This window comes from uncultured Thiodictyon sp. (genome assembly GCA_903837595.1).
Lineage (GTDB): Bacteria > Pseudomonadota > Gammaproteobacteria > Chromatiales > Chromatiaceae > Thiodictyon.
Window position 1 is genome coordinate 1 of record CAILVI010000505.1, and the last position, 21,771, is coordinate 21,771.

14 protein-coding genes are annotated in these 21,771 nt (G+C 67.1%); 7 read left to right on the plus strand and 7 right to left on the minus strand.

Annotated features, from left to right (window positions below; all coding sequences use genetic code 11):
- A partial coding sequence (locus tag QZY44_RS30340; protein WP_295456506.1) for a protein BatD occupies positions 1–1,547 on the plus strand: 1,547 nt, incomplete at its 5' end.
- Between the two features lie 204 nt (positions 1,548–1,751).
- Here QZY44_RS30340 and ruvA read toward each other — a convergent pair.
- The 6 genes from ruvA to QZY44_RS30370 form a co-directional block, all read right to left on the minus strand.
- Entirely contained in the window at positions 1,752–2,372 is a 621-nt protein-coding gene (gene ruvA / locus QZY44_RS30345; protein WP_295456508.1) for a Holliday junction branch migration protein RuvA, read from the minus strand.
- A complete protein-coding gene (gene ruvC / locus QZY44_RS30350) occupies positions 2,369–2,911 on the minus strand; it encodes a crossover junction endodeoxyribonuclease RuvC (protein WP_295456511.1) in 543 nt (180 codons plus the stop codon). Before ruvC ends, ruvA begins: the two co-directional genes overlap by 4 nt.
- A 29-nt stretch (positions 2,912–2,940) precedes the next feature.
- Positions 2,941–3,690: a YebC/PmpR family DNA-binding transcriptional regulator gene (locus QZY44_RS30355; RefSeq protein WP_295456513.1), complete on the minus strand. Its 750-nt coding sequence runs from the start codon at positions 3,688–3,690 to the stop codon at positions 2,941–2,943.
- 918 nt (positions 3,691–4,608) lie between these two features.
- Positions 4,609–5,334 carry a tRNA (N6-threonylcarbamoyladenosine(37)-N6)-methyltransferase TrmO gene (gene tsaA, locus QZY44_RS30360; protein WP_295456515.1) on the minus strand — a complete coding sequence of 242 codons (726 nt, stop codon included), beginning with the start codon at positions 5,332–5,334 and terminating at the stop codon, positions 4,609–4,611.
- A 19-nt stretch (positions 5,335–5,353) separates the two neighbouring features.
- Entirely contained in the window at positions 5,354–8,710 is a 3,357-nt protein-coding gene (locus tag QZY44_RS30365) for a glycosyl transferase (protein WP_295456516.1), read from the minus strand.
- 142 nt (positions 8,711–8,852) lie between these two features.
- The gene (locus QZY44_RS30370) at positions 8,853–11,972 is read right to left on the minus strand and encodes a discoidin domain-containing protein (protein WP_295456517.1); all 3,120 of its coding nucleotides are present in this window, start codon (positions 11,970–11,972) and stop codon (positions 8,853–8,855) included.
- 278 nt (positions 11,973–12,250) lie between these two features.
- Here QZY44_RS30370 and QZY44_RS30375 point away from each other — a divergent pair, with 278 nt between their 5' ends.
- Positions 12,251–14,026 (plus strand): ABC transporter transmembrane domain-containing protein, encoded by a 1,776-nt coding sequence (locus tag QZY44_RS30375; RefSeq protein WP_295456519.1) that lies wholly within the window; start codon positions 12,251–12,253, stop codon positions 14,024–14,026.
- 61 nt (positions 14,027–14,087) lie between these two features.
- Positions 14,088–15,443 (plus strand): GH1 family beta-glucosidase, encoded by a 1,356-nt coding sequence (locus tag QZY44_RS30380; RefSeq protein WP_295456520.1) that lies wholly within the window; start codon positions 14,088–14,090, stop codon positions 15,441–15,443.
- Positions 15,444–15,634: 191 nt separating this feature from the next.
- Here the strand turns inward: QZY44_RS30380 and QZY44_RS30385 are convergent, their stop codons facing one another.
- Positions 15,635–15,802 (minus strand): hypothetical protein, encoded by a 168-nt coding sequence (locus QZY44_RS30385; RefSeq protein WP_295456521.1) that lies wholly within the window; start codon positions 15,800–15,802, stop codon positions 15,635–15,637.
- A gap of 149 nt (positions 15,803–15,951) precedes the next feature.
- Between QZY44_RS30385 and QZY44_RS30390 the strand changes: the two genes are divergently transcribed.
- From QZY44_RS30390 to QZY44_RS30405, 4 genes are all read left to right on the plus strand, one after another.
- Positions 15,952–19,056: a multidrug efflux RND transporter permease subunit gene (locus QZY44_RS30390; RefSeq protein ID WP_295456523.1), complete on the plus strand. Its 3,105-nt coding sequence runs from the start codon at positions 15,952–15,954 to the stop codon at positions 19,054–19,056.
- 158 nt (positions 19,057–19,214) lie between these two features.
- Complete coding sequence (locus tag QZY44_RS30395) at positions 19,215–20,681, plus strand: efflux transporter outer membrane subunit (RefSeq protein WP_295456524.1); 1,467 nt, start codon at positions 19,215–19,217, stop codon at positions 20,679–20,681.
- Positions 20,682–20,894: 213 nt separating this feature from the next.
- On the plus strand, positions 20,895–21,329 hold the full coding sequence (locus QZY44_RS30400) for a hypothetical protein (RefSeq protein ID WP_295456526.1): 435 nt from the start codon (positions 20,895–20,897) through the stop codon (positions 21,327–21,329).
- A 5-nt stretch (positions 21,330–21,334) separates the two neighbouring features.
- Positions 21,335–21,628, plus strand: coding sequence for a type II toxin-antitoxin system RelE/ParE family toxin (locus tag QZY44_RS30405; RefSeq protein WP_295456527.1), 294 nt, complete (start codon positions 21,335–21,337; stop codon positions 21,626–21,628).
- The last annotated feature ends 143 nt before the right edge of the window (positions 21,629–21,771 follow it).

Below are 21,771 nucleotides of genomic sequence, written 5' to 3' on the forward strand. Positions count from 1 at the left end.
AGGAATGGACCCTGGAACTGGCCCCGCGGCGGGCCGGCAAGCTTGAGAACCCGCCACTCTCCCAAGGCGGCCGGCAGAGCAAGGCGCTGACGGTGGAGGAGGTGTCGGCGGATCAAGCCAACGCGGGCAGTGCGCCCAAGCCGATCTTCGTCGACACCCAAATCGAGACCACCAAGCCCTATGTCCAGCAGTCCTTCACCTATCGGGTGCGGGTGCTGTTTCGGGAGCAGCCGCGACGGGCGGTCCTTGGCGACCCACAGGTGGAGGGGGCCACGCTGGAGCGACAGGGGGAGGACAAGAACTACCAGGAGGAGGTCGACGGGCAGCGCTACAGCGTGGTGGAGCGGCGCTACCTGGTGACGCCGCAGCGCAGCGGCGCGCTCACCATCAGCGGGCCGCGGTTGGAGGCACTGATGCCGGACGCCCGTGCGGGGCGCCGCAGCCCCTTCGGTGACTTCAGTGACTTCGGACCGGGTTTCCCCGACCTGCTGGACCAGAATACCGGGCACCGGGTGATCGAGCGCGGTCCCGATCGCACCATCCAGATCCGGCCCCAGCCGGACATCGGCGCCACCACCTGGCTGCCCGCCGAATCGGTGCAACTCTCCGACGAATGGACACCGTCCCCACCCCGTTTTCGGGTCGGCGAGCCGGTCACCCGAACCCTGGTGATCACCGCCCGGGGCGCCGGCGCGGCCCAGTTGCCGACGCTTGACGCCGGTACGCCGGCCGGCGCCAAGGTCTATCCCGAGCCGCCCAAGACGGAAGACCTCTCGGGCCCGGCCCCGACCGCACTCAAGACGCTGAAGCTCGCCCTGGTCCCGACCCGCGCCGGGGCACTCACACTGCCGGAGATTCGCCTCAACTGGTGGGACACCACCACCGATCAGGCGCGGGTGGCGGTCATCCCCGAACGCACGGTCCAGGTCGCGCCGGACGACAGCGCACCCGCCGCACCAGCCCCGCAGCAGGCCGCGAGCCAGCCGGCCGCGGCCCCCACCGCGGCGCCCGTGCCGGAGCCCGCGCCGCCAGCGGCGAATCCAGCGGCCTTAGGCGGCGGCGAGACCGCGGGCGGCGGGCTTATCGCCCGGCTTGAGGCCCACGCGCCCTGGTCCTGGCTCGCACTGTGCTTCGGCCTCGCCTGGCTGCTGACCCTGGGCTGGGCGGTGCGCCGCAAGCAAGGCGTCGGGGCGGCGCACCCCAGCGTCCCCGCCCCCCAGGTGGAGTCCATCCGCGCCGCCCGGACCCAGGCCCGTCAGGCGTGCGCCGCGGGCGATCTGCGGGCCGCCCGCACCGCGCTGCTCAACTGGGGCCAGGCACGCTGGCCGCGGCACCCTCCGGCCGGTCTGGGCGAACTCGGCGCCCGCCTGGGTGCGGACGCAGCCGGCTGGCTTGAGGCGATCGATCGGGCCATCTACGCCCCGGCCGGGCAGACCTGGGACGGCGCCGCCGCCTGGCAGGTCCTGGAACCCGCCCTGCTGGCGCAGGAACGCGCCGCTGACGGGGCGGCCGCTGGTCCGCTGCCGGACCTCTACCCGGGAAGCTAATGCGACGAAACAGAGTTCCCGACACCACTCCGGCCATGGAACAAGCGGCAGGAAAATGGACAGGATTAACAGGATTAACAGGATTTCTGACTGCGACGTGCGATAACGACATATCCTGTAAATCCTGCAACATCCTGTTAATCCTGTCTATTTTTTCGACTCGTGCCAACGCTCAAATGGTAACGGGATCTGCGCTTCTCTGTATCAGGTAGGATTCACCGCGCGCAGGGCGGCGCGGATGATCTCCTCCGAGGTCTTGGTGCCGTCGTCGGCGGCACGGCCCATGCGGTTGGCATCGGCCGGCTTGTAGCCGAGTGCGATCAGTGCGCTGACGGCGTCGGCCAGGGCGCCGGGGGGACTACCGGGAACCGCGCCGGCGCTGGCGGCGCTGGCGGCAGCCACTGTGGCCAAGCCGGCACCGACCCCGTCGAGGCGGTCGCGCAGTTCCACCACCAGTCGTTGGGCGGTCTTGGTACCGATACCGGGGACGCGGGTGAGTGCGGTGATATCCTCCTGCTCCACGCACGCAACGAAGCGTGCGGCGTCCATGCCGGAGAGGATGGCCAGCCCGATGCGGGCACCGATCCCGCTCACCTTGAGCAGTGCGCGAAAGAGGTCCCGATCACGCACGCGGGCGAAGCCGTAGAGACAGTGGGCGTCCTCGCGCACCACCAGATGGGTCACCAGCGTGACGGTGTCGCCCACCGGGGGTAGTTCGTAGAAGGTGGACATGGGCGCCTCCAACTCGTAGCCGACGCCGTTCACGTCCAGCAGCAGGTGGGGCGGCTGCTTACCGAGGATCTGGCCCTTGAGCCGGCCGATCATGGCCGCCAGTCCCGCCAAGAGGCGGCGGCGCGTTTGCGCGCCGGGATGCCCATCGAATGGGCGTGACAGAGTGCGATGGCCAGGGCGTCCGCCTCGTCCTCACCCGGTTCATCGGGCAGTGTCAGCAGGACCCTCACCATGTGCTGCACCTGGGACTTCTCCGCGGCACCGGTGCCGACCACCGCGAGCTTGACGGTCTTGGGGCTGTATTCATGCACGGTCACGCCACCCTTCAGGCCCGCGCACAGGACGGCGCCGCGCGCCTGGCCGATCTTGAGCGCGGCCGTGGGGTCGCGGGCGAAGATCAGTTGTTCCACCGCCATGTCGTGCGGCCGATGCTCGGTGACGATCTCCGCGACCCGGTCGAAGATGAGCCCCAGCCGCGCCGGCCAGGGCTCGCCACCGACCCGGATACAGCCGCTCACCACGCGGCGGCTGTGGTGACCGTCGGTGTCGATCACGGCGAAGCCGGTGTTGCGCGAGCCGGGGTCGATGCCAAGGATACGGTGCCTTAACGTCACGGCGGGGAGGATGGGCACGCTAGGCTTTGCCCATCCTACGCGGTTCATTACCCATCGATCGCCGCCATGATCTCATCGGAGATATCGGCATTGTGGTAGACCGCCTGTACGTCGTCGCAATCCTCCAGTACGTCCACCATCTTGAGCATCCGCTCGGCCGTGTCCCGGTCCAGTTCGGCGCTGGTGGAGGCGTTGAAGGTGACCTCGCCCACCTCGGTGTCGAGCCCGGCCTTGGTCAGTGCGTCCTTCACGGCGGTGAACTCGTCAGGATCGGTGATGACGTCGATGGAACCGTCGTCGTTGACGACGACGTCCTGCGCGCCGGCCTCCAGTGCCGCCTCCATCACCCGATCTTCACTGGTACCGGGCTGGAAGCTGATCACTCCCTGCTTGGTGAAGAGATAGCCGACCGAACCGTCGGTGCCCAGGTTGCCGCCGTGTTTGGTGAAGGCGTGGCGGACCTCGCCGGCGGTGCGGTTGCGGTTGTCGGTCATGCAGTCGACCATCACCGCCACGCCGCCCGGGCCGTAGCCCTCGTAGCGAATCTCCTCATAGTCCTCACCCTCGGCGGGGCCGCTGCCGCGCTTGATGGCGCGCTCCACCGTGTCCCGCGGCATGTTGGCCTGGAAGGCCTTGTCCACCGCCAGGCGCAGGCGCGGATTGCAGCCGGGGTCCCCCCCGCCGGAGCGCGACGCCACCGTGACCTCCCGGATCAGCTTGGTCCAAACCTTGCCGCGGGTCTTGTCCTGGGCGGACTTGCGATGCTTGATATTGGCCCATTTGCTATGCCCGGCCATCGTTGGGATCTCCTTCACGCTGGTGCACCCGGAGCTGACCGGGCGGTCTTGCCTCGCCACCGGCGCATCGCACCGCGCTACTGGCGGGGATACTTCAAGCCGGCCGCGGCTGGAAAAGCCCGGCATTCTAGCACCTGGCACCCGACCTGGACCAAGTGCGGTGCAGCACGAACCGCACCCGACGCGCTGGGCGCTAGCCTAAAATATGGTGTTTTCGTACCGGTCGCCGATCAACCTGGTGGCCTTGTTGGGATACAAACGGAGTTTTCCGATACGAATACTTTTGATCTTTATCTTATCGGGTATAACATAGGACGTCGTCGCCGCAGAACAATACGAAACAATCGCAAGCTTACGCTCGCGAGGCGCAACCAATACCGGCGTCATTGGCAATCCAAGCCCCATCGGCTGTTGTTCATTAAACCCACAAACCCTCTTCAAATCCCCTGACTTAGTTACTATCTTGAAATTTTCGGGAGTGATCAGGATGCTATGCCTGGATCTATTGTTTATAGCGATTAAAGTATATTTGCGCTCAAAACTTAGATGAATCGTAACACCATTCCTCACATACTTGAGTTCGCCTAGTTTTTCCGCATGTGCATAGGTAGTGCAAATAAGGAAAAATGCACACGTGAATCTTGCTACTGTGTTATGTATCTTGTGCATGCTATTACCCGGCACGGTTCAATCAGGGACGCGCATATGGATTACCTTATCACACAGCCCCCCCCATAGGAATATCCAGCGACCCGTTTCCACTCATCTATCAGGGGCATAGCCCACACTGACGCTGCTGGCGAACCCTTGCGACCGCTGACTTAGGGGGCAAAGTGAGAGATCATGCCTGAGCGAACGGTATCGTCCATGGCCTGGATTGCGGCGTTCGGGCCGAAATGGCACAGTTGTGTTGCTGGTTCAGGACGGCCTGGAGTCTGGCCCCACCGCGGTCACCAGGGCGGTACGGCCCTGCACCTGCCAGTGGACGGTGTGGTCATAGAGCCGCAGGGCGAAGGTCTCCCGATCGGGATAGCGGTCCATGTAGCCCGGGCGGGGATCCTGGGTCAGGACTTGGGTGATGAGCAGACGCAGTTGGCGGCTGCCGTCCGGATCGGCGGCGGCGATTGCCGCCGCCGCGACCGGGCTGAAGGTCACCGTCCAGTCGTCCGCCGCGTCGGCTTTCACCGCAAACCCCGAGCGCGCCGCGGGCAGTGAGTCGGCGTAGGGGACATAGGGCTTCACGTCCAATACCGGGGTCCCGTCCAAAAGGTCCACCCCACACAAACGCAGGCGCAGCCCGGCCGGGGTGCGCTCGAGCCCCTGATGCTCCACAGCGGAGATCCCGATCGGGTTCGGCCGATACGGGGCGCGGCTGGCGAACACCCCCACCCGCTCCCGGCCGCCCAAGCGCGGCGGGCGCACCGTCGGGCGCCAGCCGGCGGTGAGACAGTCGGCGTGGAAGACGAAGATCAGCCAGACGTGGGAGAAGCCCGCGATCCCGGTGAATGCCTCCTCCCGGGCAAAGGCCGGCAACAACTCCAGGTAGGCCTGGGCGGCCGTCACCAGCCCCGGCTGACGGGGGATACCGAACTTGTCGGTGTAGGGCGAGCGGATGACGCCGATGGGGGAGAAGGTGAAGGACATGGAGGCGGCGTGAGCCGAGTTACCCGAGTCGGACCTCCCAGCGGAAGGTGCCACCCGCCTCCGGAAGCGTGACCCGCGCCGCCCCCTCGCTGACCTCGGATGGCTGGCCATTCATGCTGGCGGCGACGACCCGATCACCGGCGGCGCTGTTGTCGACGACGATCTCACAGGCGGTCCGGCCATCGGGCAGCCGGTAATGGATGCGGAACCCCGGCCAGTCAGCGGGGATGCAGGGCTTCAGGACCAGGGTACGCCCGTCCTCTACCCGCAGCCCCAGGACCGCTTCGATGCCGGCCCGATACATCCAGCCGGCCGAACCGGTGTACCAGGACCAGCCGCCGCGCCCGACGTGGGGTTCGGCGCCGTAGATGTCGGCAGCCACCGCGTAAGGCTCCAGCCGATAGGTCGCAACGGCCTCGGCGGTGGCGGTGTGTGAGACCGGGCTCAGCATCGCGAGCAGCCGCGCGGCACGCTCGGTGCGCCCGAGTTCGGCCATGGCCATCACGGCCCAGCAGGCGGCATGGGTGTATTGGCCGCCGTTCTCCCGCACCCCGGCCAGGTAACCCTTGATATAGCCGGGGTCCTGGGGGGTGTCGACGAAGGGCGGGGTCAGGAGTCGGATCAGGCGCTCGTCCTCGCTGACCAACTCTGCCTCCAGTGCATCAAGGGCCTGCTCAGAGCGCGCACGGGGGACGGCACCGGAGATGGCCGCCCAGGACTGGGCTAGGGCGTCGATGCGGCACTCGTCATCCGTGGCACAACCCAGCGGCGTGCCGTCGTCATAGTAGGCACGGCGGTACCAGGCGCCGTCCCAGCCGGACTCCTCCAGGGCCAGGACCAGCACGGCGCGATAGTCGCTATAGCGGGTGACCCGCGCCGCATCGCCGCGCGCCTCGCACAGCGGCAGGAAATCGCCCAGGCAGCGATAGAGGAAAAAGCCCATCCAGACGCTCTCCCCGCGCCCCTCCCGGCCGATGCGGTTCATCCCGTCGTTCCAATCGCCGGTACCCATCAGCGGCAGGCCGTGGACCCCGAGTGTCAACGAGCGGTCGAGGACGCGGCAGCAGTGGTCGTAAAGGTCGCCGGACTCTCCGCTCGGCGTGGGCTTCAGGAAGGTCTCGTCCTCCCCCGGCGCGAGGGCTGGTGCACGCAGATAGGGTGCCGACTCGTCCAGGATCGCCCGATCACCGGTGACCCGGATGTAGTGGCTGGTGACGAAGGGCAACCACAGCAAGTCGTCGGCGAAGCGGGTGCGCAGGCCGCACTCCATGGGGGCGGCGTGCCACCAGTGCAGGACATCGCCCTCGACGAACTGGTGGGCGGCGTGGAGCAGGATCTGGGCGCGCGTGAGATCCGGGCGCAGCATCGCCAGGGCGGCGGAATCCTGGAGTTGGTCGCGATAGCCGAAGGCGCCGCCGGACTGGTAGAAGGCGGAGCGCGCCCAGATGCGGCAGCTCAGGTTCTGGTAGACCAGCCAGCCGTTGAGCATGAGGTCGATGGCCGGAACGGGGGTCTCGACCTGGAGCCGGCCGACCAGATCGACCCAGAACCCTTTGGCCACGGCCAGTGCCTGGTCGATGGCACCGGGCTGGCGGTAGCGCTCGACTAGCCCATCCAGGTCAGCTTGGCTCAGGCTCTCGCCGAGCAGGAAGCTCACCTGCAAGGTCTCGCCAGGGGCGAGCGTCAAGGTCATTTGCTGGGCGAGGCAGGGGTCGAGACCGGCGCCGCAGGTGCCGTCGAGCAAGGCGCTGGTGGGCACTTGATGACGCCGACGCAGGGCAGCGGGATCGGCCAGGTCCCCGTGGCGACCGATGAAGGCAGCGCGGTCACCGGTGTGGCTGGTAGTGTCCACGGCGCCGGTGACGGCAAAGGCGAAGACCATTCCGTCCGCGAAGTCCCCGGCCGCGGGGTTGGTCGCGGTAAGCAGGTCACGGGCGGCATCGTAGGCGGTGTGGATCGGGCTCGGACTGGCCGGCTGGTTGCCCATGACCAGCTGCTGGTAGGAGACGATGGTGAGGCGCCGGGGGCGGTTGCCGTGATTGGTCAACGTGAGACGCAGGACCCGCAGCGGGTCCGAGCGGGGGACAAAAAGGGTCGTCTCCTGGACCAGATCGGCATAGTCACAGCGAAAGACGGAGTAGCCGAAGCCGTGGCGGACGTGGTAGTCACAGGGGGCCGGGCGGGGACCGGGCAGCGGGGACCAGCACTCGCCGGTCTCCTGGTCCAGCAGATAGAGGGCCTCACCGAAGGGGTCGCTCACCGGGTCATTGGACCAGGGGGTCAGACGGTTGGCCTGGCTGTTGCGCGCCCAGGTGTAACCGGCGCCCACCTCGCTCACCAGGCAGCCGACGGTCTCGTTGGCGATGACGTTGATCCAGGGCAGGGGCGGTCGGCGCAAGGTGCCGTCGGACTGGCGGCGCAGCTCGATCACGTATTCACGGCCGTCGGGGGAGAAGGCGCCATAGCCGTTGGGGGGGCCGTCAGGCGCAGACTCGGCAGGCGCTGCCGGTTGGGGAGCAACAGGTGCATCGCTGAGCTGAAGCTCGGCGCTCCCAGCGGGAGGCGGAATCAGCGCCAGGGCGGACGTCCGGTCCGGTGCAGCGCCGGTGAGGAACAGCAGTTCGGCCGAGGCACCGGCGGCCAGTTCCACCCGGGTACGCAGGCTGAAGACCGGGTCCAGTACATTGCCGACGCTACCGGAGAGCGGCGCACGCCCGAGCAGGGCGACAGGGGCTGCAGGGGTCCGCCCGCGCCCGAGGAAGCGCATCCGGTCGGTCTCCCACTGCTGCGTCCGAGCGCCCACCAGGGCATGGACCAACCAGGGCCAGTGCTCGCCCGCGGCGCGCGGACGGCGCCGCGCCAGCAGGGCGCCGGTCGCGGCGTCCCGCTCCGTCGCCACGAAGAGCTTGGCGAAGGCGGGGTGGGCAGCGTCCGCCGCGGGGTGGTGCAAGACCACCTCCAGATAGCTGGTCACCTCCAGGCGCCGCGGCCGGCCGGAACGATTGGTCAGGGTCAGGTGGCGCCGCTCCAGGTCGGCCGCGGCATCCACGCTGACGGTGAGCCGGGCCGCGATCCGGTCATCCTCCCGTTCCAGGATAAAGCAGCCGTCCGCCAACTCGGTGCGATAGACCGGGGTCGGCGTGCGGGTCGGCTGGTAACCCAGTGACCAGAAATGCCCGTCATCCAGGTCACGCAGGTAGAGGACACTGCCGAGACCGTCCTGCACGGCGTCGGCCGGGCCGCGCGTGAGTGCGATCCAATCCCAGTTGGACTGACCGGCCCCGGTGTCGGCGATCTGCACCTCGTAGTGCCCATTGGACAGGCGATGGATCGGTGCCGCGGCGGCCTGGGGGTCAGCGAATTGGTCGGTGCTCATTGACTACGGGTGCTCCGGGAATTGGAAGGGACTGCGCAACGCATTCCACCACTGCGGCGAGTCAGCGCGGGTCGCGAGAGGTCATCCCTGTTCGTAAGTCCCGGCATCCCGGCCGGGACGACGACCTGACGGTCGATCCACGTCAGGCCGGGCGGGTCAGGGTCACGGTCGCCGGCAGGGCGGCCACGACGATCTCGGCCGCAGCGTCGAAGGCCCCAGGTGCGCCGTTGACCAGGACCTGGCAGGCGGGCCCCACCCCGGGCAGGGCGCAGCGGATGCCCCCGGGCGGTAGCCGCAGGTCGCCCCCCAGGACGAGGGTCAGACCGCCGTTCGTGGTGGCGGTAAGCCGGAGATCCAGGCAACCATAGGCGGTCGGCAGGCCAGTGACCGCCACCGGCCCGGCCGCCAGCCAGTGCTCCGGGATACCGGCCCCCACCACCAGTGACTGGTCCGCCCCCCGCTCGTAGGCGAACAGGTCGCGAAACACCAGGGCGTATTCGGCCCCGATCCAGGCATGGGGCAGGTCGCCCTGGTGGCCCGAGGTGCGCGGGTCGCGCCAGGCGATCTCGGGCCACTGGTTCCAGGCCGGCGGGCGGCGCTCCAACAGGTGGAAGTCCAGCAGTTCATGGGCCTGCGCCCGCCAGCCGAGCCGCACCAGGGCACCGATGATGCGGATTTCATAGGGCGTGTAATTGGTCCAGGACGCGCCCCCCCCGTGCATGTCACGGAAGCGCTCCAAGAACCGCTCAAACGTACGCCGCATGGCCGCCGCCGGCAGGGCCGCGAATTCGTCGATCACGGTCAGTGCATTGGCCACCGCGGTCGGGTCCTGGTCCGCCCACTCCACCGAGCCCGGCAAGTAGTCGATGCCCCGCGCGGCCATGGTCAGCGCGATCGAGGCGAGCAGGGTGGCACGGAAGTCGGCCGCCAGGGCGGCGAGCCGCGCCGCTTGCGCCAGTTCGCCCAATGCGGCGGCCAGGGCGGCGGCATCCTTGAGGCCGCGCAGCGCCCAGAAGTCGTCCCAGTAGGAATGGACCGGCTGGGCCAAATAACCCTCGTGGCTCACCGACTCGGGCAGCAGGCCGAACCAGGCCCGATGCTCGCCGTCGCGGTACTCTTCGGTCAGGCGCTCGGCGCGCAAGGCCTCGATGTACCCGACCGCCCGCTGGACCTGGGGCCAGAGGTCCCGCACCAGGCCCAGATCGGCGGTGAACCGGAAACAGTCGGCGACAGCGAAGATGAACTCGCCGTGGCTGTCGTGCTCCGCGAGCCAGTCCACCCCGGTGCGGTCCACGCAGCAGGGGACGTTGCCGTCCGCGCGCTGGAACTGGGCATACCAGCGGATGAAGGCCACCGCCTCGGCCGGGCAGCCCAGGCGCGCCAGGGCGGCGCCCATGACGGCCCCATCACGGATCCAGGAGCGGGTATAACGGCGCGGGCCGGGCTGCAGGGCAGGGCCGTCGCGGTTGATCAGGATATGGGCAATGGCGGTCTTGCAGGCCCGGCCGGCGTCGACGGCCGGCGCCGGCAGGTCGAAGTGGACCCGCCCCAGGACCTGGGACCACTGGGCCACCGCCCGCTCGAATTCCGCTGGCCCGGAGAGGTCCGTCGGCACCCGTCGGTGCAGGGTACCGGGCGCGACCGCACCAAAGGGGGCGACCAGAAACAGCTCGGCCGCACCGCCCGCCGCCAGGTCCAGGTCGAAGCGCAGTGCCCCGGAGGCGAAGCCGAAGCCGTCCGTGATAGCGAGTTCGGTCGGGAGCTCACCGCGGGCCAGGTAGTCGGTGATCGGTCCCTGGTCGAAGGAGGCGAGACCGGCCGCGGCGACCGGCCCCAGCGGGACTAGTGCCTGCTCGCCGTTCACCCACAGGGCACCATCCGCAAAGGCCAGTGAGCGCACCGGGCTGGGGCCGCCCAGCGTCTGGTGGGCCTGCCAGGGAGGCGTAACCTGAAACGGCCGCACCGCGGCAAAGAGGCTTAAGGTCCGCGCGGCTGACCCCTGATGCTCGATGCGGTAGCGAATGAAGAGTCGACGCTCCCCACGCTGCTCGGTGGCAAAGACCGTGGTGGTCAGGGTCAGCTCACCGCACTGCCAGTGTACGGACGGGATCGGCAACTCACCCTGCTCCAGGGTCTGGGTGATGGCGCAATCGGCCCAGGTGAGCAACCGGCCGTCCAGATACAGGAAGGGCTCCAGGCTGCAGCTGCCCGCCTCCAGCTCCACCAGGCCGTCCTCGTTGACCAGCGCGGACAGCGCACCGTCCGGGCAATCGACCGGGGTCCAATAGGTCTGCTCGCGCCCCAGCCAGCGGGGATAGTACCCCCGTGGCGAGCGTTGGGCGATGGTGTGGAACCAATCCGCCAGGGTCCGCGAGGCATCGTAGGGCAGCACCTCAAGCCGATGCAGACCGGGGAGCTGCGCGCCCGCATGGGCGCTGAGATCCAGGCGCAGGAGGCGCGACTCACCCCGCGGCAGGTAGACGAGGCTAGCGGCCCCCGCGGCGTCGCAGGCATCATAGAGGGTCCGCCAATCGGCCGGGTCGCCGGTTGGATCGTCGCCGACGTGGTCGCTGGCCCGGACCGCGAAGGAACACCCCTGGGCGTCGGGCGCCCAGCGCAACGCGAGCCCGCCGTACTCGCGCGGCTCGTGAAAATCGATGGTCAGCTGCGCCGTAGCCGCGCACTGTTGCGGGCACCAATAGGTGTCAGCGCACAGGTCCAGAACGGCCGCCGGCGGGTGGCCCGCCAAGTGGCTTGAGGCACTGACGCGCGGCGGCAGCTCCAGGGTACGATCTACCAGACACAGGTCACTGAGCCACACCGTGCCGCGTCCGCCCACACCGGCGACGATACCAAACTCGATGGCGCCGAGCTCCCGCGGTGCGCCGCCGCCGGCCGGTCCCCAGGCGTAGTCGAACTCACGCCCCTTGATGTCCAGGGTGCGCCGGGTGGGCACGAAGGCACCATTGAGCTCACGGTAACGCCAGACATTGACGTTGGCCGGGTCTGCCAGCTTGAATTCGAAGATATTGGCGGGCGCCTCGGCCCGCAGATCCAGACGGAAGGCGTAGGACTCCGGCAGCGTCAGGGCGAGCTGGCGGCGCGCGACCACAAAACCGCCACCGCCCCGGAAGTCGAAGTCCAGTCGCAGGACCGGACCCTGGGGCCCGGGTTCAGCGGTGATGGTGAGTCGGGCCTCGCCCGCGGCTACCGCCAGCCAACTCGCCGGATCGGCGAGAACATCCAGAACCCGGACCTGCATCGTGACGACTCCTGATCGATTGTTATGATTGATGTGGCTTCGGTGGCGCCTGACCAGGACCGGGGCGAGGCGGTGAGCCGCGGCCCCCACGACGTCGAAGGGGATCTGCGGGCGGTCAGCGGGCCAAACTTTAGGCCAGTCCCAGGCACAAGGGTATACTGGCCCCCGCCGGGTGTCATCGCTGGCCGTTGCCGCGGCCTGCCGAGCGTGAGACCGTGAGCAGATCGGCATGCCCCCCGCCCTAGACGCCCGCCCCACCAGGTAGATTGCACCCAGCGATGAAGCACTTCCAAGTCTCAATCAACAAAAACGCCTGGCCGCGCTTCTGGGGCATGGTCAAGGCCCTCCTCGGATCGGAGGCCGGCCCCAAGGCCCAGCGCTTCGCCGCACTCCTGGTGTTCTTCCTGCTCAGCATCAGCGCACTGAACGTCGTCAACAGCTATGTCGCCCGCGATTTCATGACGGCGATCGAGAGCAAGGAGATGGGCAACTTTATCAAGTATGCCTTACTTTACATCATCGTCTTTGGCATCTCGACCGCGATCGCGGTGTTTCACCGTTACTGTGAGGAGCGGCTCGGCTTGCTGTGGCGCCGGTGGCTGACTGCGCGCGCGATCGACAAATACATGGGCGACCATATTTTCTTCCGGATGAACGCTTACGGCGACCTGAAGAACCCGGATCAGCGGATTGCGGAAGACATCCGCTCGCTGACCGCCACGACCCTGTCGTTCGTCCTGATGATCCTCAACGCCACCATTACGGTGATCGCCTTTGCCGGTGTCATGTGGTCCATCAGCCCCCTGTTGCTGTTGGTCACGGTGCTGTATGCTGCGGCGGGGTCAATTTTTTCATTTTATCTCGGTCGCCCCCTGATCCAGCTCAATTATGACCAATCGGACAAGGAGGCCAACTTCCGGGCGCGCCTGGTTCATGTGCGGGAAAACGCCGAAGCCATCGCCCTGGTACGCCAGGAGGAGCGGCTGCGTCAACGGCTCCAGGACCGCCTGGAGCGATTGACTGCCAATTTCCGCCACATCATCGACGTCAATCGCCGTCTGGGCTTCTTCACCACCGGCTATAACTATATGATCCAGATCATCCCGGCCTTGCTGGTCGCGCCGCTGTTCATCAACGGCCACGCCGATTTCGGGGTCATCAGCCAGTCCGCCATGGCCTTCGGCCACCTGATCGGGGCCTTCTCTCTGATTGTCACCCAGTTTCAATCGATCTCTGCGTACACCGCCGTCATCGCCCGCCTGGGCGCACTGGCCGACGCCACGGAGGCCGCTGCGGAACCGACCTCGCCGGCGATCGCCTATTGTACCGATTGTGGCCTGATTGCCTTCGACCGTCTGACACTGCGGTCGCCTCGCAGCGGGCGCCATTTGGTCAAGGAGTTGACGGTGTCGCTACCCTTACATAGCCATGTGCTGATTCGCGTCGCCGATGACTCCGCCCGCACCGCCCTGTTCCGGGCCACCGCGGGCCTGTGGAACCAAGGTGAGGGCGAGATCACGCGCCCCGAGCCGGACGATCTGCTGTTCCTGCCGGAGCGCCCCTATGTCCCGCCGGGGACCCTGCGGGAGGTCCTGTTGCCGGGCGCAGCGGATCATGGCGTCGTCGCCGACGCGGTGCCGAAAGCCAAGACCAACGGGGGGCGACGCTTCTCGGACGAGGGCATCCTCAACTGCCTGCGGCAACTTCGGCTGGTGGCGGCGATCGAGCGCGCCGGCGGGCTGGACAGCGAGAAGAATTGGAGTGAGCTCCTGTCGCTGGGCGAGCAGCAAACCCTCGCCTTTGCCCGCGTGCTGCTGGCGGAGCCCGCGTTCGTCTTTCTCGACCACCCCAGCCGCTCGCTGAGCGAGGCCCAGATCGATGAACTGCTGTGCCTGTTGCGGGAGCGGGACATCACCTATGTCACCCTAGGCGAGGAGGACGACGACACCGCACTCTACGACCAGCTGCTCACCATCCACCGCGACGGTCACTGGACCCTCGCCGCGCTCCCAGGCATCGCGGCCAAGCCGCAGGACGCGGTGACTCAGGGTTAACCTGGCTTGACCAGTCCAGATGATGGACGAATCCTTTTTCTAATCGTTGCGCGAGGCTCCGATGTCGGCAGACCAGCCCTTCCCCCCCGGCTTCCTGTGGGGTACCGCGACCTCCGCCTATCAAATCGAAGGCTCACCCCTGGCAGACGGTGCTGGTCCGGGTATCTGGCACGGCTTCAGCCACCGGCCCGGGGCGGTGGTCAACGGCGACACCGGAGATCGCGCCTGCGATCATTACCGCCGCTTACCTGCGGACCTGGACCTCATGGCCGAATTGGGCCTCACCGCCTATCGCTTCAGCGTCGCCTGGGGGCGGGTTCTGCCCAATGGGACCGGGCGAGTCAATGCCAAGGGGCTGGACTTCTACCAGCGATTGGTCGACGGCCTGTTGGAGCGCGGCATACAACCGATGCTCACACTCTACCATTGGGACCTGCCGGAGGCTTTGGAGGCGCGTGGCGGCTGGCTGAATCCGGACAGCGCCCGGTGGTTCGCCGACTATGCGGCGATGCTCTATGAAGCACTCGATGACCGGGTTGGTCTCTGGGTGACGCTCAACGAACCCTGGGTCAGTACTGTCTTGGGTTATCTGAGCGGCGAGCACGCCCCCGGACGCCGGAGTCTCGCCGAGCCGCCGCGGGTCGCCCATCACCAACTCTGCGCCCATGGCGAGGCCGTGGCCGCCTATCGGGAACTGGGTCGCCACCAGATCGGCATCAGCCTCAACCTGGAGCCCCAGCACCCGGCCACCGACTCACCGCTGGACTGGGAGGCCGCCAAGCGTCGCCACCACTTTATCAACCGCTGGTTCCTGGACCCCCTGTTGCGCGGCCAATACCCAGACGAGTTGGCGGTGATCTTTGGCTCGAACTGGCCGCGCTTCCCAGTTGAAGACCTGCGGCGTATTGCCGCACCGCTGGACTTTCTGGGGATCAATTACTATTCGCGCGGCCTCATCCGTCACGACCCCACCCAGATTCCCTGCGCCGCCACCCGCATCACGCCGCCCGAGCGGCGCCTCACCGCCATGGACTGGGAGGTCTACCCGGAGGGGCTCACCGAGACGCTGCTCTGGGTCAAACAGCGCTATGGTGACTTACCACTCTACATCACCGAGAACGGCGCAGCCTTCGACGACGCAGCACCAGTCGGCAACCAGGTCCAGGACCCGGACCGCGTCGACTATCTGCGTACCCACTTGGCCGCCGCCCGGGCCGCCCTCGAGCAAGGGGTGGACCTGCGTGGCTATTTCGCCTGGTCCCTGCTCGACAACTTCGAGTGGGCCGAGGGCTATGCCAAGCGCTTCGGACTGGTCCACGTCGACCACGCCACTCAGCGCCGCACCCTCAAAGCCAGCGCGCAATATTACCGGGATTTTATTTTGGAAGGCGAATTAACTGGCGAAAAACGTAAATGAACCATGGCCATGGAACACGCATAGGCAAATGGACCAAGTGCGGAACCTGAAGCTGGGATCGGTTTGCTTTTCGGAATCGTCCAGTGCAGCGGGTAGCTCCCGGCCATGTCTTGGTATGCCACCGCTGGCCTTGATCATAACTCCCGCCGCGGGCCTCGGGGCGCAGAGCGCCCAACACATGCATGACACCGTTAGCGTGGTGTCACCAGGGGTAGGGCGGCCGCACTGCTGATCAAGACCGCGCGGTCGGACGCTCGCCGGGGGTGGAGATTCTCAGTTTTTCCATTTTCCTTGAGGGCTTCCGGCGCTACCGTGTCGACTCGCTTGTCCCCCGCGAGCATCAGGAGGATCGTCGGCATGTTGGCCGTTCCCTTCATGATATTTGCTAACCCTATAATGTCCTGTTAATCCGCTTTATTTTAAACGGGCCAGCATGACCTTCGCGGCTTCGTTCACGGTTGCCAGCCCGTTGGCCTGAGCCAAAGCTTCGCCTCGTGTAAAGAATGACATGCACTTCACCGAGTTGTTCATCCGCCGGCCGGTCGCCACCACCCTGCTGACTCTGGGGCTGGCACTGGCGGGGGCCTTTGCCTTCCCGCTGCTGCCGGTCGCGCCGCTGCCCCAGGTGGATTTCCCGACCATTTCGGTGCACGCCAACCTGCCCGGCGCCAGCCCGACGGTGATGGCGAGCACCGTGGCCACGCCACTGGAGCGGCGGCTCGGGCGCATCGCTGGCGTGACCGAGATGACCTCCTCCAGTTCGCTGGGTAGCACCCGGGTGACCCTTCAGTTCGATCTGGATCGCGACATCGACGGCGCGTCGCGCGACGTCCAGGCGGCCATCAACGCCGCCCGCGCGGACCTGCCGACCGGCATGCCAAGCAATCCGACTTACCACAAGGTCAATCCGGCGGACGCGCCGATCATGATCCTGTCGCTGACCTCCGACACCCTGACCCGGGGCCAGATGTACGATGCCGCCACGACCATCCTGGCCCAGAAGCTCGCCCAGGTGGAGGGCATCGGGGAGGTCCGGATCGGCGGCAGTTCGATGCCCGCCGTGCGGGTGGAACTGAACCCCAATGCGCTCAACAGCTACGGCATCGGCCTGGAAGACGTGCGCACCGCGCTCGGCGCCGCCAATGCCAATCGGCCCAAGGGTGCGCTGGAGGACGCGACGCGGTACTGGCAGATCGAGGCCAACGACCAGGCCAAGACGGCGGAGGCCTTTGCCCCGCTCATCCTCGCCTATCGCAACGGCGCGGCCGTGCGGCTGCGCGATGTGGCCGAGGTGGTCGACTCGGTGGAGGATGTGCGCAACGCGGGCCTGGCCGACTCCCGCCCGGCGGTGCTGCTGATCCTGTCGCGACAGCCCGGGTCCAATATCCTGGCGACCGTCGAGCGGGTGAAGGACCAGTTGCCGCTGCTGCGCGCCTCGCTGCCGGGCACGATCGATCTGGCGGTGGTGATGGACCGCACCCGGACCATCCGCGCCTCACTCGACGATGTCGAGCTGGCGTTAGGGGTCTCGATCACCCTGGTAATCCTGGTGGTGTTCCTGTTCCTGCACAACGTACGGACCACGCTGATCCCCGCCATCGCGGTGCCGGTGTCACTCATCGGCACCTTCAGCGTCATGTATCTGGCCGGCTACAGCATCGACAACCTGTCGCTGACGGCGCTCACCATTGCGACCGGCTTTGTGGTGGACGACGCGATCGTGGTCCTGGAGAACATCTCGCGCCACATCGAGCGCGGCCTGCGGCCACTGGAGGCGGCGTTGCAGGGGGCGCGGGAGGTGGCCTTCACCGTCCTGTCCATGAGCCTGTCACTGATCGCGGTGTTCATCCCGGTATTGCTGATGGGCGGGATCGTCGGCCGGCTGTTTCGCGAATTCGCGGTGGTCCTGTCGGTGGCGGTGCTGATCTCGCTGGTCATCTCGGTGACCACCACCCCTATGCTGTGCGCCCGGCTGCTGCGGCCCCAAGCGGAGTCGCCACCGGGGCGGTTCATGGGCAAACTGGAGCGCGGCTTCGCGTGGCTCCACGGCCACTACCGCGTGAGCCTCGGCTGGGCCTTGCGCCACCCGCGGCTCATCATGCTGATCCTGGGCGCCACCGTGGCGCTGAATGTCCACCTCTATATGATCGTGCCCAAGGGCTTTTTTCCGCAGCAGGATACGGGGCGGCTCAACGGCTCGCTCCAGGCGGATCAGACCATCTCCTTTCAGGCCATGAGTGTGAAGTTTGCCGAGGTGATGCGGATCGTGCGCACCGACCCGGCAGTGGCAAATGTGGTCGGCTTCACCGGCGGCGGGCAGCGCAATACGGCCAATATGTTCGTGACACTCAAACCGCTGGCGGAACGCGGGGTTTCGGCGGACCAAATTATCGGCCGATTGCGCCGCCAGCTCGCCCAGGTTCCGGGCGTCAACCTGTATCTCCAGTCGGTCCAGGACATCCGCATGGGCGGGCGCGCGGGTGCCTCCCAGTATCAATACACGCTCCAGGGGGACGACGCGGCCGAGCTCCAGACCTGGACACGGCGGCTCGAGCGCGCCCTGAGTGAGCGCCCGGAGCTCACCGATGTGAACAGCGACCAGCAGAATAAGGGGTTGCAAACCACCCTGACCATCGATCGGGACACCGCGAGCCGCCTCGGGGTGACGCCCCGGCTCATCGACGCCACCCTCAATGATGCCTTCGGCCAACGCCAGGTATCGACCATCTATGAACCGCTGAACCAATATCACGTCGTGATGGAGGTCGCCGCGCAGTATCGGCAGTCGCCGGCCGCGCTCGCGCTAATTGAGGTGCGCACCCCGGCCGGCACCCAGGTGCCCCTGGCCGCCTTCAGCCGTTATGCGCCCACCACCACCGCGCTGGCGGTCAATCACCAGGGTGAGTTTGTCGCCAGCACCATCACGTTCAATCTGGCGCCGGGCCGGTTCCTGAGCGACGCGGTGCGCGTGGTGGAGGAGACCAGCCGGCAGATCGGCATGCCGGTCGCGATCCACGGCGGCTTCCAGAGTACCGCCCGCGCCTTCCAGGCCTCGCTCGAGTCGCAGCCTTGGTTGGTCCTGCTGGCGATCGTTACCGTCTACATCGTGCTCGGCATCCTCTACGAGAGCTATGTACACCCGCTGACCATCATCTCGACGCTGCCCTCCGCGGGGGTCGGCGCCCTGCTCGCCCTGCTCGCATTCGGACTCGACTTCACCATCATGGCCCTGATCGGGGTCATACTGCTCATCGGTATCGTGAAAAAGAACGCCATCATGATGGTCGACTTCGCACTCTATGCCGAGCGTACCCAGGGCCTGGGACCCGAGGAGGCCATCTATCAGGCCTGCCTGCTGCGCTTTCGGCCCATCATGATGACGACCACGGCCGCCCTGTTTGGCGCCCTGCCGCTCGCCATCGGCGGCGGCGAGGGCGGCGAGCTGCGGATGCCCTTGGGTATCGCCATCGTCGGGGGTCTCACCGTCAGCCAACTCCTGACCCTGTATACCACGCCCGTGGTCTATCTGTATCTGGACCGCTTGCGGCACTGGGCCGGGCGCCGCTGGAGCGCCGGTCGCGGTGCGAGGATCGACGAACAATGCAGCACATGAGCCCAGCCGAGGCAATGAGTCCACGAATAGCGCGAGGGTCTGGAGCAGCCACTCAGCGCGCATTGATCGTCATGCCGGTCACAAGGCGACAGGAGGTCGAGGCTTTAGCCGGTCGACATCGCGTTTCGCGTTCTTCGCGGATTAATTCATTTTCAAGAATGATCCAAAACCTCATCGGCCCCTTGGTATTCGCCCTGGCGGCCACCCTACTCACCGCCTGCACCATGGGACCCGATTATGTGCGCCCGACCGCCGCGGTCCCGGCAGCCTACAAGGAGGACCCCAACTGGAAGCCCGCCACGCCGGCCGATCATCTGCCCCGCGAGGCCTGGTGGGAGGTCTTCGGCGATCCCGGGCTCAATGCGCTGGCGGTCCAGGTCGAGCTCTCAAACCAGACCGTGCAGGCCGCCGCGGCGCGCTACCGGGCGGCCCAAACCCTGGTCGCTCAGGCGCGCGCCGGCTTCTTCCCCAAGGTCACGGGCAGTGCCTCGGTGGTGCGCTCACAGTCCATGATCGGCGCCGGCCAGGTCGCGACCGCGGCGGGCGGCCCCCGGACCACGACCGAGGCGGTCGCGCTCAGCGTCCCCTGGGAGATCGACCTCTGGGGGCGGGTGGCGCGCCAGGTCGAGGCCAATCAGGCGAGTGCCGACGTCAGCGCGGCCGATCTGGAGTCGGCGCGGCTCAGCGCCCAGGCGACCCTGGCCCAGGACTATTTCCTGCTGCGCATAAGCGATGCCCAGAAGGCGCTGATGGATCGTACCGTGGCGGCCTACCAGCGGGCGCTGGACATCACCCGCAACCGCTACGCCGCCGGTGTCGTCCCCCAGTCAGACGTGGTCTTGGCCGAAACCCAGCTCAAGACCAGCGAGGCCCAGTCGATCGACCTGGGGGTGCAGCGCGCCCAGCTCGAGCACGCCATCGCCGTCCTGATCGGCCGCCCGCCCGCCGCCCTGGCGCTGGCCCCCGCCGCGCCGCCCCAGGGCTTCCCGGTGATCCCGGCCGAGGTCCCGTCACAGTTACTGGAGCGCCGCCCCGATATCGCGAGCGCCGAGCGGCTGGCGGCCGCCGCCAACGCGCAGATCGGTGTCGCGCGGGCCGCCTACTTCCCGACCCTGACACTCACGGGGAGCGCCGGCTACCAGGGTGCCAACCTCGGCAAGCTGATCGGCATCGCCAACCCCTACTGGTCGGTCGGGCCGGCCCTGGCCGCCACCCTATTCGATGCGGGCCTGCGCCGCGCCCAGAACGCCCAGGCACTCGCCAACTACGAGGCCGCCGTGGCGACCTACCGTCAGACCGTGCTCGGCGGTTTCAAGGAGGTCGAGGACAACCTGGCGGCCCTGCGCATCCTCAGTGAGGAGGCCGCCGTCCAAGAGGCCGCGCTTCAGGCCGCGCGCCGCTCGGTCGAGCTGACCCTGAATCAATACAAGGCGGGCACCGTCAGCTACCTCAACGTGGTCACCCTCCAGGCCGTGCAACTGTCCAGCGAGCGCACTGCGCTGGACATCCAGGGCCGGCGCCTGACCGCGGGCGTGCTGCTGATCAAGGCGCTGGGCGGTGGTTGGCAGGTCCGCACCCCGAGAGCACCGCACCCCAGTGCGGCCCAGCCAATCCGCAACCCATAAGGCCGCGGTCGTTTGTGAGGTGTCGCCGCACTGGGGTGCGGCGCTCCCAGCGCGTCCGCTGTGCGGACCGGCGACCTCGCGGCTGGCGCGGTGACCGGAGAATGATGACCAACGCCCCCGACCGACGGTGCAAGGTTGCAAGTTTTCCATCAACCGCGCACAATGATCGTCGATTCCTAGCCGTTCCCGATAGAGACTAGACCGATGCAGAGCATGACCTTAGAACAGTTGCGCGCGACGGCCAGCGCCGGCGGCGTGGTCGGCGTGACCTTGAAGGGAGAAGGCAGTGGTTTCTTGCTGGAAATCGCTACCCGTAGCGGGCATGACGCCGTCTTGTCCAAGGCCCGCAGCCTAGAGCCACGCCGCTTCGGTAATCCCGTGTCCGCACTGGTCGTATTGCGCGATCTTGGCATCGCCGTTGCCCAAATTGACGCCACCCACTGGGACCCGACCCAGAAGGACGCGAGCCGCAGCCGGGCCAACCGCGCCCAAGCGATGCGCGAGGCACACGCCGCCGCCGCTTATACCAAGCAGTTGGCAGCCGAAATTCAGGCGGCGATCGACGACCCCCGGCCAAGCATTGCTCATGATGACGTCATGGCCGAGATGGACGCCGACCTTGACGCCTTACCGGCCAGCGTCAGCTAGCGCACATGGCGGCCAAGGGCTATCGCGTTGAATGGCGCCCGCTGGCGCGCGATGACCTGCGTGACATCGTCCGCTACATCGGTCAGGACAATCCCACTCGTGCCAGGCGCTTCGGCCAGGAACTGCGCGACAAAACGAAGCCGTTGGCACAGTATCCCGAACTGGGTCGGCCCGGCCGCCTGCCCGGTATCCGCGAACTGGTCGTGCACCCAAACTACATCGTCTTTTATCGTGAGCTGGTCGAGACCCGGACTGTGCAGATACTAAGAGTGAGGCACGACGCCCAACAAGTGGGGTAATCCAGATCTAGTGCGGCGACGCTATTGCCCGAAAACCGCCGGACGATGCTGTCGCTGCCTATTCCGGCTGAGACGCCTGAATTTCGACCTGAGTTCGAAGAAAGCGCCTGGCGAATCGACGTGGCAACAGTCAAGGAATTATG

Excerpts from the sequence above, each read along its gene's own strand:
- QZY44_RS30400 (WP_295456526.1), top strand. The coding sequence starts at position 20,895 with ATGACCTTAGAACAGTTGCGCGCGACGGCCAGCGCCGGCGGCGTGGTC.
- QZY44_RS30405 (WP_295456527.1), top strand. The coding sequence starts at position 21,335 with ATGGCGGCCAAGGGCTATCGCGTTGAATGGCGCCCGCTGGCGCGCGAT.
- QZY44_RS30375 (WP_295456519.1), top strand. The coding sequence starts at position 12,251 with ATGAAGCACTTCCAAGTCTCAATCAACAAAAACGCCTGGCCGCGCTTC.
- QZY44_RS30370 (WP_295456517.1), bottom strand. The coding sequence starts at position 11,972 with ATGCAGGTCCGGGTTCTGGATGTTCTCGCCGATCCGGCGAGTTGGCTG.
- QZY44_RS30395 (WP_295456524.1), top strand. The coding sequence starts at position 19,215 with ATGATCCAAAACCTCATCGGCCCCTTGGTATTCGCCCTGGCGGCCACC.
- QZY44_RS30365 (WP_295456516.1), bottom strand. The coding sequence starts at position 8,710 with ATGAGCACCGACCAATTCGCTGACCCCCAGGCCGCCGCGGCACCGATC.
- ruvA (WP_295456508.1), bottom strand. The coding sequence starts at position 2,372 with ATGATCGGCCGGCTCAAGGGCCAGATCCTCGGTAAGCAGCCGCCCCAC.
- QZY44_RS30390 (WP_295456523.1), top strand. The coding sequence starts at position 15,952 with ATGCACTTCACCGAGTTGTTCATCCGCCGGCCGGTCGCCACCACCCTG.
- QZY44_RS30355 (WP_295456513.1), bottom strand. The coding sequence starts at position 3,690 with ATGGCCGGGCATAGCAAATGGGCCAATATCAAGCATCGCAAGTCCGCC.
- tsaA (WP_295456515.1), bottom strand. The coding sequence starts at position 5,334 with ATGTCCTTCACCTTCTCCCCCATCGGCGTCATCCGCTCGCCCTACACC.
- QZY44_RS30385 (WP_295456521.1), bottom strand. The coding sequence starts at position 15,802 with ATGCCGACGATCCTCCTGATGCTCGCGGGGGACAAGCGAGTCGACACG.
- QZY44_RS30380 (WP_295456520.1), top strand. The coding sequence starts at position 14,088 with ATGTCGGCAGACCAGCCCTTCCCCCCCGGCTTCCTGTGGGGTACCGCG.